Annotated in this window: 9 protein-coding genes and 1 rRNA gene; 3 read left to right on the top strand and 7 right to left on the bottom strand. The window is 56.2% G+C overall.

Going from position 1 to position 11,941, the window contains the following annotated elements:
• Positions 1–2: 2 nt before the first annotated feature.
• Genes bcsB through bcsR form a run of 4 tightly spaced genes read right to left on the bottom strand, consistent with a single transcriptional unit; the run spans position 3 to position 5,998 of the window.
• The gene (bcsB, locus tag UTO39_RS21045; RefSeq protein WP_061096792.1) at positions 3–2,423 is read right to left on the bottom strand and encodes a cellulose biosynthesis cyclic di-GMP-binding regulatory protein BcsB; all 2,421 of its coding nucleotides are present in this window, start codon (positions 2,421–2,423) and stop codon (positions 3–5) included.
• A gap of 10 nt (positions 2,424–2,433) precedes the next feature.
• A complete protein-coding gene (gene bcsA / locus UTO39_RS21040; RefSeq protein ID WP_320728011.1) occupies positions 2,434–5,049 on the bottom strand; it encodes a UDP-forming cellulose synthase catalytic subunit in 2,616 nt (871 codons plus the stop codon).
• Positions 5,046–5,798 carry a cellulose biosynthesis protein BcsQ gene (bcsQ, locus tag UTO39_RS21035; RefSeq protein WP_061096790.1) on the bottom strand — a complete coding sequence of 251 codons (753 nt, stop codon included), beginning with the start codon at positions 5,796–5,798 and terminating at the stop codon, positions 5,046–5,048. Before bcsQ ends, bcsA begins: the two co-directional genes overlap by 4 nt.
• Before the next feature lie 11 nt (positions 5,799–5,809).
• Complete coding sequence (gene bcsR / locus UTO39_RS21030; protein WP_061096789.1) at positions 5,810–5,998, bottom strand: cellulose biosynthesis protein BcsR; 189 nt, start codon at positions 5,996–5,998, stop codon at positions 5,810–5,812.
• Between the two features lie 174 nt (positions 5,999–6,172).
• Between bcsR and bcsE the strand changes: the two genes are divergently transcribed.
• From bcsE to bcsG, 3 genes are read left to right on the top strand one after another with little or no spacing between them, the layout of a single operon-like run.
• A complete protein-coding gene (gene bcsE / locus UTO39_RS21025) occupies positions 6,173–7,735 on the top strand; it encodes a cellulose biosynthesis c-di-GMP-binding protein BcsE (RefSeq protein ID WP_320728010.1) in 1,563 nt (520 codons plus the stop codon).
• Complete coding sequence (bcsF, locus tag UTO39_RS21020) at positions 7,732–7,926, top strand: cellulose biosynthesis protein BcsF (protein ID WP_072201618.1); 195 nt, start codon at positions 7,732–7,734, stop codon at positions 7,924–7,926. Before bcsE ends, bcsF begins: the two co-directional genes overlap by 4 nt.
• On the top strand, positions 7,919–9,598 hold the full coding sequence (gene bcsG, locus UTO39_RS21015; RefSeq protein ID WP_320728009.1) for a cellulose biosynthesis protein BcsG: 1,680 nt from the start codon (positions 7,919–7,921) through the stop codon (positions 9,596–9,598). Before bcsF ends, bcsG begins: the two co-directional genes overlap by 8 nt.
• A gap of 126 nt (positions 9,599–9,724) precedes the next feature.
• Here bcsG and birA read toward each other — a convergent pair whose 3' ends face one another.
• The 3 genes from birA to rrf form a co-directional block, all read right to left on the bottom strand.
• Complete coding sequence (gene birA, locus UTO39_RS21010; RefSeq protein WP_320728008.1) at positions 9,725–10,687, bottom strand: bifunctional biotin--[acetyl-CoA-carboxylase] ligase/biotin operon repressor BirA; 963 nt, start codon at positions 10,685–10,687, stop codon at positions 9,725–9,727.
• Positions 10,684–11,712, bottom strand: a complete 1,029-nt coding sequence (gene murB / locus UTO39_RS21005) for a UDP-N-acetylmuramate dehydrogenase (protein ID WP_320728007.1) — start codon at positions 11,710–11,712, stop codon at positions 10,684–10,686. The genes birA and murB overlap by 4 nt, the downstream gene beginning before the upstream one ends.
• Positions 11,713–11,836: 124 nt before the next feature.
• A 5S ribosomal RNA gene (gene rrf / locus UTO39_RS21000) occupies positions 11,837–11,941 on the bottom strand; the annotation flags it as partial.

Below are 11,941 nucleotides of genomic sequence, written 5' to 3'. Positions count from 1 at the left end.
TCTTACTCATCCGGGTTAAGGCGACGACGGCTGATGATGCGCAGCAGACGCCACAGCACCCATGCCAGCAAGACCACGCTGACCGCAGCCAGGATGGCGAGCAGAACCGGATGGTTAGACAGCGCATACCACAGGCGCTCGAACCACGGCAGATGGCCGACGTAGTACACATCACCCACACGCAGGCTGTTGACGCCGGACTCGCGGATCACCGACACAGAACCAAACATCGCAGCACGTTTACCGCTGTCGTTCATCGCGGTATTCAGCAGTTCATAGCCACGCGGGCTGTCCGCCAGCAGGGCTATCACGCTACGCTGGTCGTTGTAAGGAGACTGGAAGCCCACCACCGCAGCCATTGCCCCCTGAGAGGTTACGGCCGTCTGCGCGCTGGCCTTGCGGTCGTTCACGTCCGGCATAATGCTCGGGAACTCGGTCTGACGCAGCGGCGTGTTAACCCAGGACTCGGTGGCTTTTACCAGCAGATCGATACGTTTTTCATCCTTCAGTTTATCCGGGATGGTGCCGATCACCATAATGTCCGCATCTTTGTTCTGGATCTGGCTGCCATCGTCCGTCAACGTGACGTTAATTGCCGGCAATCCGGTTTGCGCGCCGACGGTTGCCATGGTGTCGAGCAGGGTGGTCACCTGGCCTTCGTTTGGCGCTTTTGGCATCACCACAATGGATTCAGAGAGATCGGCCATGCGGCTGAACGGGAAGCCCGCGTTAGCAAAGGCGCGCAGATCCGGCATCGCCAGGAAGTGATAGTACTTCGAGAAGTCGATGGTCGATTCATCGCCGATCACAACGTGGTTCTGTACCGGCTGGAAGGTGATGCAGTTCTCCACCGAACCGCCGGGCATCGGGTTCATGTACTGGAAATCGAAACGCAGCTGGTTGATTGCGCCAAGCTTCAGCGCCGGAATAGAGACGTCCGTTTTACCGTCCAGCAGCCCCTGCAGCACCGGCAGGCGGAGCATCAGACGGTTAGTGTCCTGGGTACTTTGCAGGCTGAACGATTGCAGGAACTGGTTGTTCAGGCTGATATCCATGCGCGAGCTGTCTTTCGTCGCCGGCGCGGTATAGCGGTAGTTGAGATTGATATCAATGCCGTTGGTGCGCAGCAGGTACAGATCCGGCGGCAGGTTCAGCGACAGGCTAATCGGCGATGGCTCAAGGCCGGAGGCCTGCAGCTGCTCTTCATAGGTTTTCAGTTCACCAAACGTCACGGCGCGGTCGGTACGCACCCAGTTTGGCGCGTCATAAGGTTTACGCGCCAGCAGCGGCTTAACGTCGTCCACCACCACGCTATTGCCGCGGAAAAGGACGTTGCCCTGGGCAATCGCCTTCGCGGCCTGGACCAGATCTTTATCATCACGACCAAAGACCACCAGCAGCTTCACGTACGGGTTATCCGGGTGGCTTACCATCTCAATGGTTGGCGCTTTGACTTCCGGGTGGTCGCGCAGGAAGCCTGGACGCTTCGCGTTGGTTGCAAAGACAATCGCGTTTCTGTCCGGCATTTTGTCATACATCACCGGGAAGTTCTGACCGCGCCAGCCGGAGCGGGAGCCAAACCAGGAGGCCACAATGGTCGCCGCCAGCTGCTCGGTCACGTCAGGGGACGATGCAAACACCATCGGCAGCGTGAGCGGACGGTTATCGCGCGGGTCGAAGAACGGAACCGGGAACGCCGACAGATCGTTTTTCAGCGCCAGCGGCTGGTAGGTCATCTGCAGCGAGGAGTTACGCCCGACGTCCAGCCACAGCGTGTTGCTGGCCGGGTTTTCACAGACATCGCGGTAGTGGCCAACAAACTCCAGACGGATACGGTTAAAGTCGGTGATGAACAGCGGGTTAATCGGCACCTGCGCCTGCGTTTTCTTACCCAGCTGCTCTTTGGTCACCGGCAGAACGTCCATCAGCTCATCGTTGAGATAGACCTTCAGCTGAGACTGCGTCGGCAGCAGGGAGGGTGACGGGGTGTATTCAAGGTTCAGTACCGCATTCGAAACAACCTCATCGCTGCGCATACCAAACTCAATGCTGCCGTTAGGGTTGACGCCGCGCAGCACCATGCTGCCCGGCGGCGGCGCGATTTGCGCGAAGGTCAGCTTCACGTCCCGCGACGGCACATTATCCGCGACAACGGGCGCGTTAGCCCCGGGCACGCCCGGCATGACCTGCCCGATGACCGGGTTCCCGGCCGGCAGGGTGTTCCCCTCCGTTGGCTGGTTCGGAATGACGTTTTCTGTTTGACCGGGTGCCGCCGTGACAACCGGATCGGTTGCCTGCGCGACCACGGGTACCGTCGGCGCAGGCGTAGCCGCTGCGTTACCGGGTGCTGCGTTAGCCATTGTTGCGGGGAGGGCACTCACTCCCATTGCCACTGCACATAACCAGGAAAGTTTTGTTTTCATCGCGTTATCATCATTGTTGAGCCATAACCGGGTCCGCCTGCTTCGCCTCATCCCGTTCAGGACGACGAGGAATAAACGACACGACCCAGGAAACCAGCGAAGTAAGTGACCGGAAAATTAATTTCACCGACGACGGGGCAAATTCTGCAAGGTGACGATAGCCACGGAACCCCAGCTTCAGAATATCCAGCAGGCTTTCCAGAGGTTTATCTTCCGGGAAGCTGTCCTGCCAGAGAGCCCATGTATCCGCACGGGCAAACGTACACTGCACAAAATCAATATGTTGCTTTTTGGTCAGCGGCATCAGCTGCAGACCCACCTCACTGCCTGCCACACGCACAACCTGCGTCGGGAAGACGTACTCCTGCTGGCCGCGCTTAAGCAGCAGGTTAACCTTCTGCCCTTCCAGCACTTTCGCCTGGCCGTTGATTTTGATCCCCAGACCACCGTCAGAGAAGTCGTGCACCGTACAGGAGAAGAGGTGACCATCTTCACGGGCGATTGCCGCAGGCATGCAGATTTCAACGCGATGCGCGCGACGAACCTGTTTACTCTCCACCGACACCGCCACCGCGCCGCCGAGGATAATCAGGTTGTAGAACACCCAGGCCATACTCACGAAGACGGTCAGAATTTCGTTTTCCGGGCCGTAGAAGTAGCGCCAGATACCGGCGATCACGCCGACAATATTCAGCAGCACGAGGAAGATGTACGGGCGGGAGATCACCCAGTCGACGTACTCCTCTTCCACCAGACCACCCTTCGCGGTGACGTTGAATTTCCCTTTATGCGGGTTAATCAGCGCGACCATCGTCGGCGGCGCGATGTACCACGCCAGCACCGTTTCGTAGATTTCACTCCAGAACGAATGGCGGTATTTGCCCTGAATCTTCGAGTTCGTCAGGCTCGCGTGGATCATGTGCGGCAGAACGAACAGCGCAATCATCAGCGCGGGGGCGTAGATGATATAGGCGTGAAGGAGCAGGAACGCCAGCGGCGCGGTCAGGAAGATCAGCCGCGGGATACCGGACAAGAAGTGGAACATGGCGTTGACGTAGCAGAGACGCTGCGCCAGCTTGAGCCCTTTGCCTATCAGCGGGTTATCGAGGCGGAAAATCTGCACCATGCCGCGCGCCCAGCGAATACGCTGGCCAATGTGCGCCGAGAGTGATTCCGTCGCCAGACCGGCGGCCTGAGGAATACGCATGTAGGCAGAGGTATAGCCCCGGCGGTGCAGGCGCAGAGAGGTGTGCGCATCTTCGGTCACCGTCTCAACGGCAATACCGCCAATTTCATCCAGCGGCTTACGGCGGATAACCGCACAGGAGCCGCAGAAGAAGGTGGCATCCCACATGTCGTTCCCGTCCTGCACCAGTCCATAGAACAGCGTGCCTTCGTTCGGGGTTTTACGGAAGCGGCCAAGGTTACGTTCAAACGGGTCCGGCGAGAAGAAGTGGTGCGGCGTCTGCATCATTGCCAGCTCTTTCTCTTTCAGGAACCAGCCCATGGTCATCTGCAGGAACGAGCGCGTCGGCACGTGGTCACAGTCGAAGATCGAGACGAACTCACCGGTGGCATACTTCAGGGCGTTGTTAATATTCCCGGCCTTCGCGTGCTCGTGAGTCGGACGGGCGATGTACTCGACGCCGACCTCTTCCGCAAACTGGCGAAACGCCGGACGGTTGCCGTCATCCAGGATCCAGACTTTGAGCTTATCTTTCGGCCAGTCGATGCCCAGCGCGGCATAAATGGTGTTTTTCACCACGCTCAGATCTTCGTTGTAGGTCGGGACGAAGAGATCGACAGTCGGCCACTGCGTAGTGTCTTTAGGCAGCGGAACCGGCTGGCGGTTGAGCGGCCAGATCACCTGGAAATAGCCCAGTACCAGCACTATCCACGCGTAGGTCTCAGCAAACAGCAGCACCAGACCGCACACCAGGCTGACCGGATCGTCCCAGTTCAGCGTTGAGGTGTAACGCCACCAGATGTAGCGGCAGGAAACCGTCAGCGACAGCACAATCAGCATCAGCGCCGAGAAGCGGCCCGGAATACGGCGAACCAGCAACGCCACGCCCCACAGCAGGATCAGGAAGGTGAACTGCGCCAGGGGGTTGAAAGGTTGCGTAATACAGACCAGCGCCAGAATGAGCGAGAACACGACAATCACGCCGAGAATAAAACGCCGTAAGCCCGGGTGGAGGTGCCCGAGCTCTTTATGGTTATCCAGATGGCTGGTCTTATCGCTGACGCTATTGGGCAGTTTATCCAGCCACTGGTGATAGCGTTCGCGTAACTGCTGTACACGGGAATAGCTGCGCCAGTGCGGCGTTATTTTCTCCGTTCGGGATGACGAGATCGCCAGCCAGACGGCCTGAATAAGATAGCGCGCCGGATCCAATGGCCGTGGCCGGTCGGAGTTGATGTGTGGGTATAATTCGCCGCGGCGCGCACGGATTCGCTGCCAGCGCGGGTGTTCAAGCGGAATGAACGTCCAGGCCAGAATCAGCCAGAAACAGCCGAGCGCGGCGCTGAATGCCGGAGCACCATGCCGGCGAAAGTGCCGGTAATGGTCGCTCAAACGCGAACTGACCGGCGGGATAAGAAGCCAGCTGGCGAGTCGACTCATACCGAACTCCCTGCCGGCTCCGCCTTGCTGGCGAAGTTCAGCAGACACCAGTTAGCCAGCGTCAGGATCTCTTCTGCTGCCAGCGAGTCGCTGCGGTATTCACCGAGCGGCTGCTTGGAGGCAAGGCATTCCGCCATTCCCTCATCCCGATGAATCACAATGGGGAGCAGGCGGCGCTGGCTTTGCAGCCACACCTGATAAAGATCGTCCTGAATCTGGCTACCGATACGTAAATCGTTAATCAGGAGATGCGCGTTCTGAGGCAGCCCCTGCTGATGCAGGCGAATATGGCAGTTCGCATCGACGTTCACGATGGAAAGCACATGGTCGCACTGGGCGATGAGCTGCCGGGTCAGCGTCCCGGCGCCGTGCGGCAGATCCAGCAGGATCCACTGGTAGTGACCCTTTTCTTTCAGGCTCTGCAGCGCAAGCGTGAACTGCGAAAACAGACGCTGATAGGCGGCTTCATTCTCGCGTTCTGTGGTGGTCAGTTGGCCAAAAGGCAATAAATCCAGCTGGGAGGTATAGCGCAGACCCGCATCCCGCCAGTCTTTGTCATCAAGCAGCGCGCGGGCCCAGCCCTCTTCGCGAGTGAAATCGACGTTGAACGACATACGCAGCAAATTATCGGCGCAGGCGTCAATCACCAGCACCGATTCACCTAAAAGCTGTAATGACCACGCCAGCGCCGCGGTAACAGATGTGGTACCCACACCGCCACGGACGCCCTGTAATCCGAGTATGGCCATCAATGGCTCCCTTAATGTTGATGGGCGAATTCAGCTAATAACGGCCAGCGTTTAATAGCCGCGGCCAACTGTTCCCGCTGGGAAATATCGGTGTAATCTATTTCAGGTAGTGAAAAGGCCTGCGCAAGCGCCAGAAAATCGTTTTGGAATGTGTAACCCAGAGTCGAGTCGACTGGGGTTCCAGGTTCGTTATTATCCATTCTTATTCCATCCCTTTGAGGAAAAACGCACGCTCGGAAGTTGCGGGGCGTCCTGCCCCGACAAATTTCATTTACATGCTAAATCTGATGTTCTTTAATTTCAATGTTAGGTTTATTTCTATGCTTTCGCTAGTAAACTGAGATACAGGCAAATTAGACGAAAAGAGGGACATCGTGGACTCCATATTTTCTATTGGCATCCAGTCATTATGGGACGAATTGAGCCACATGCCAGTCGGTGGAGTCTGGTGGATTAATACGGATCGTAATGAAGACGCTATCAGCCTGGTAAACCAGACAATTGCCGCTCAGGATAAGGATTCCCGCGTGGCCGTCATTAGCATGGGCGAAGAGCCAAAGAAAATTATTACGCTGGAAAGTGACAGCGGCCCCCAGAAAGTACGTTTGTTTTCCATGTCAGCGGAAGCGGATAGTCTATACTTTTTGTCCCGCGACGTTCAGTGCTCTATTGATCCGGATCACTACTTAGTGATTCTTAAATGCGCAAATAACATACTGCAAAATATTCCTGCTGAAAAACTGCTGCCGTGGCTGGAAAAAATCAATAAATGGGCCAAGTTTCAAAATTGCACGCTATTGGTCGTCAACCCCGGCAGTAATAATGACAAGCTGTTCTCACTTTTAATGGGTGAATATCGCTCCCTGTTCGGACTGGCAAGTCTTCGTGACCAGGCAGGCAGCTATCTCTACGATATTGCCTTCTGGTGCAATGAAAAGGGCGTAAGCGCCAGGCAACAGCTGACCCTTAAACATATTGAGGGGAAATGGCACCTGGCACAGCAGGAAGAAACCGTGGTGCAGCCGCGCAGCGATGAAAAGCGCATCCTGAGCCATATTGCGGTTTTAGAGGGCGCGCCCGCGCTTTCGGAAAACTGGTCGCTGTTTGAGTCTAACGAAGCGCTTTTTCATGAAGCCCGTACCACTCAGGCAGCCACCCTTGTTTTCTCGTTGATGCAAAATAATCAGATTGAGACGCTGGCGAGACAAATTCACACCCTGCGCCGCCAGCGCGGCAGCGCGTTAAAAATTGTGGTGCGCGAAAATAATACCAGCCTGCGCGCCACCGATGAGCGTCTGCTTCTGGGCTGCGGGGCAAATATGGTTATCCCCTGGAATGCGCCACTGTCACGCTGCCTGACGCTCATTGAAAGCGTTCAGGGCCAGCAGTTCAGCCGCCATGTACCGGAAGATATCTCCACGCTGCTCTCCATGACCCAGCCTATGAAGCTGCGTGGCTACCAGAAATGGGATACGTTCTGCGATGCCGTCGGCAACATGATGAGCAACACGTTACTTCCGGCAGACGGGAAAGGGGTTATGGTTGCCCTGCGGCCGGTCCCGGGCATTCGCGTTGAGCAGGCGCTAACCTTATGCCGCCCGAACCGTACAGGTGACATCATGACCATTGGCGACAATCGCCTGGTGCTGTTTTTGTCGTTTTGCCGGGTCAACGATCTTGATACCGCGCTTAACCACATCTTCCCCCTGCCTACCGGCGATATTTTCTCGAACCGTATGATTTGGTTCGAAGATAATGCTATTAGCGCAGAGCTGGTGCAGATGCGCGCGCTCCAGCCTGAACAATGGGTTAAACCGCTCGCAATCACGAGCGATGTAAAACCGATCCTCAACGCCAGACATGACGGACACGTCTGGCGTCGGGTTCCGGAACCCCTTCGCTTATTAACTGAGAATGGGGAGAACGCATCATCATGAATATCAGCGATATCATTCAACTTGTCGTATTCTGTGCGCTGATCTTTTTCCCGCTTGGCTACTATGCGCGCCATTCCATACGCCGTATCCGTGATACGGCCAGAGTGATGTTTGTAAAACCTCGCTATGTTAAACCAGCCGGAACACTGACACGGGCATCACACGTCAAGGCAGACCGTAAACATGACTAATTCTTCCTATACCGCTTCGTCACCCTCGCCGCTCTGGCAATACTGGCGCGGCCTTTCCGGCTGGAACTTCTACTTTCTGGTGAAGTTTGGTCTGCTTTGGGCAGGCTATCTGAATTTCCATCCCCTGCTTAACCTGGTGTTTATGGCCTTCCTGCTGATGCCTTTGCCGAACATCAGGCTGCATCGGTTACGCCACTGGGTGGCCATCCCCATCGGCTTTGCGCTGTTCTGGCACGATACCTGGCTGCCTGGTCCGGAAAGCATAATGAGCCAGGGATCGCAGGTCGCGGGCTTCAGTGCAGACTATATGCTTGACCTGGTTGAGCGTTTCATTAACTGGCAGATGATTGGCGCCGTCTTTGTCCTGCTGGTTGCCTGGCTGTTCCTGACTCAGTGGATCCGCGTCACGGTGTTTGTCGTCGCCATTATGATCTGGCTGAACGTTCTGACGCTGGCGGGGCCAGGCTTTTCTCTGTGGCCTGCCGGCCAGCCGACGACAACGGTGACCACAACGGGAGGAAGCGCAGCGGCTACCGTTACGACGGCAGGCGATACGCCGGTGGTGGGCGATATTCCAACGCAGACCGCACCGCCGACCTCCACCAATCTTAATGCCTGGCTCTCCAGCTTCTATACCGCTGAAGATAAGCGACAGACGAAATTCCCGGACGCGCTGCCAGCCGATGCGCAGCCGTTTGAGCTGCTGGTGATTAACATCTGTTCCCTCTCCTGGGCCGACGTGGATGCCGCCGGTTTGATGTCTCACCCGCTGTGGTCCCACTTTGACATCCAGTTTAAAGATTTTAACTCTGCCACCTCGTACAGCGGCCCGGCGGCAATCCGCCTGCTGCGAGCAAGCTGCGGTCAGACATCGCATAAAAACCTCTATCAGCCCGCCGGCAACCAGTGCTATCTGTTCGATAACCTCGCGAAGCTGGGCTTTACGCAGCACCTGATGCTGGGGCATAACGGCCAGTTCGGTAACTTCCTGAAAGAGGTACGTGAACAGGGCGGCATGCAGGCGCCGCTGATGGATCAAACCGGTCTTCCCGTTACGCTGCTGGGCTTCGACGGCTCGCCGGTTTATGACGATACCGCCGTGCTGCAGCGCTGGCTGCAGACCATCGAAAAAGACAGTAATCCGCGCAGTGCAACGTTCTATAACACCCTGCCGCTTCACGACGGTAACCACTTCCCGGGCGTGAGCAAAACGGCGGATTATAAAGTGCGGGCGCAGAAATTCTTCGACGAGCTGGACGCGTTCTTCACGGAGCTGGAAAAATCTGGCCGTAAAGTGATGGTGGTAGTGGTACCTGAGCACGGTGGCGCGCTGAAAGGCGACAGAATGCAGGTATCTGGCCTGCGCGATATCCCAAGCCCGTCCATTACCAACGTGCCTGCAGGCATTAAATTCTTTGGAATGAAGGCTCCGCACCAGGGCGCACCGATTGAGATTACCCAGCCAAGCAGCTATCTGGCGATTTCAGAACTGGTTGCCCGCGCTGTTGACGGGAAGCTGTTTGTGGAAGATAGCGTGAACTGGGATCAGCTCATCAGCAACCTGCCGCAAACGGCAGAAGTTTCCGAGAACGCCAACGCGGTGGTGATTCAGTATCAAAACAAACCGTACGTTCGCCTGAACGGCGGGGACTGGGTACCGTATCCGCAGTAACTGATTTACCCCTCACCCTAACCCTCTCCCCACAGGGGAGAGGGGATAGTCAGAGCGTTATTATTGCGCTGAAATCCGCACCAGCAGGTAGCGCAGACGGATTTTCGCATCGTTCACTCCATCCGGTTATTCGGCGCTTCGCAGGGAAATCTCACCGCCCACCCAGGGCTTGATCGCGCCATCCTGCTCCAGAAGCAGCGCGCCCTGTGCGTCAATGCCGCGGGAAACCCCGTAGATTTCTTTATCACCAATCAGCAGCTTCACCGGACGGTTGATGAAGTTATCCAGCTTTTCCCAGCGAGACAGGAACGGTGCCAGGCCTTCCTGTTCAAAAAGCGTGAGTGAGCTGCGCAGCTCTTTAATCATGCGCACGGCAAGGGTGTTACGATCGATAACGATCCCCGCCTCCTGGAGATTGGTCCAGGCCTGATTCACCACGTCGTTCTGGACAGTACGCATCACCATATTGAGCCCCGCGCCAATGACAATTTGCGCCGCATCACCGGTTTTGCCCGTCAGTTCGACCAGAATACCGGCAAGTTTACGATCGTTGAGGTACAGATCGTTTGGCCACTTAACGCGCACCCGATCGGCACCCAGATCGTGCAGCACTTCCGCCATGACGATACCAATGACCAGACTGAGGCCAATGGCTGCGGCAGGCCCCTGCTCCAGACGCCAGTACATAGACAGGTAGAGATTGGCGCCAAATGGCGAGAACCATTTGCGGCCGCGACGGCCACGACCAGCCTGCTGGTATTCAGCAACGCAGGCATCTCCGGATGAAAGTTCACTCAGCCGATCCATAAGATACTGGTTCGTCGAATCAATCACCGGCAGCACCGCAACATTGCCGTGTCCAAGCTGGCTGCGGATGATGTCTTCATTCAGCAATTGAATGGGCTCCGGCAGGCTGTAGCCTTTTCCCGGCACCGTGAACACATCGACGCCCCAGTCGCGGAGAGTCTGAATATGCTTGTTAATGCCGGCACGGCTCATGCCAAGCTGCTCGCCCAGCTGCTCGCCAGAGTGAAACTCCCCGTCAGCAAGGATGCTAATCAGGGTTAACGGAATGGTATTGTCCTTCACGCAATGGTCTCCACGGCATTCACTTCACCTGAGCGACCAATGAAGCGGACTTCTGGCTCCAGCCAGACGTTAAACTTTTCGCCCACACGCTGACGAATATAATGCGCCAGCTGTACAACATCATCGCTGGTCGCATCGCGTTGATTAATCAGTACCAGAGCCTGCTGCTGGTGAACGGCAGCGCCACCTATGGACGTGCCTTTTAACTGGCATTGATCGATCAGCCAGCCTGCGGCCAGCTTCACGCTGCCATCTGCCTGAGGATAATGTGGCGCAGTGGGCCATCCCTCAAGGAAGGCTTTTGCATTTTCGCTGCTAATAACCGGGTTTTTGAAGAAGCTTCCTGCATTTCCGTTTACTTTCGGATCGGGAAGTTTGGTCATTCGCATATGGCAAACTGAGTCAAATACGTCGCGGGGGGTGACGGTAGCCGGATCGAGCCGCGTTAAATCACCGTAGGTCAGCACCGGCTGCCAGTTCTTTGGCAGACGCAGGCCTACGGCGACAATCACGTAGCGATCCTGATATTCATGCTTGAAGATACTGTCACGGTAGCCAAAACGACACTGCTCTGCCGTTAAGCGCTTAGCCGTTCCGGTCGCCAGTTCTATGCAGTCGACATATTCACAGACATTTTTCAGCTCGATGCCGTAGGCACCGATGTTTTGAATGGGTGACGATCCGGCGCAGCCTGGGATCAGTGCAAGGTTTTCCAGACCCGGCATCCCTTTTTCGAGGGTAAATTGCACCAGGTGATGCCAGTTTTCTCCGGCGCCCACGTGCAGATGCCAGCTATCGGCGCGCTCTTCCACATCAATGCCCATGATGCGGTTAACGATCACCGTGCCCGAGAAATCGTCGAGAAACAGGACATTGCTTCCTTCGCCCAGAATCAGTACGGGTTCGTTATTTTCTTTCGCGTTTTGCCATGCATCCAGCAGCTGCTGTGTAGTATCGGCACGTACAATTTGGTTAGCATTACGTTGAATGCCAAAGGTATTCCAGGGCTTAAGGGAGTGGTTCATAGACGCTATCCTGATGCAAAAACGCAGGTAGTTTACCGTATAAGCAGGGCGTTGGGGGATTAGTTTGTGCAGGGCAGAAACGCAAAAAGGCCATCCTTGCGGATGGCCTCTTCACTTGTTTGATGCCTGGCAGTTCCCTACTCTCACATGGGGAGACCCCACACTACCATCGGCGCTACGGCGTTTCACTTCTGAGTTCGGCATGGGGTCAGGTGGGACCACCGCGCTA

The sequence above is a fragment of the Enterobacter sp. 118C5 genome, assembly GCF_034107645.1.
GTDB classification, from domain to species: Bacteria; Pseudomonadota; Gammaproteobacteria; order Enterobacterales; family Enterobacteriaceae; genus Enterobacter; species Enterobacter nematophilus.
Note: the sequence above shows the minus strand (reverse complement) of the source record. Positions and strands in the feature narration are given on the sequence as shown.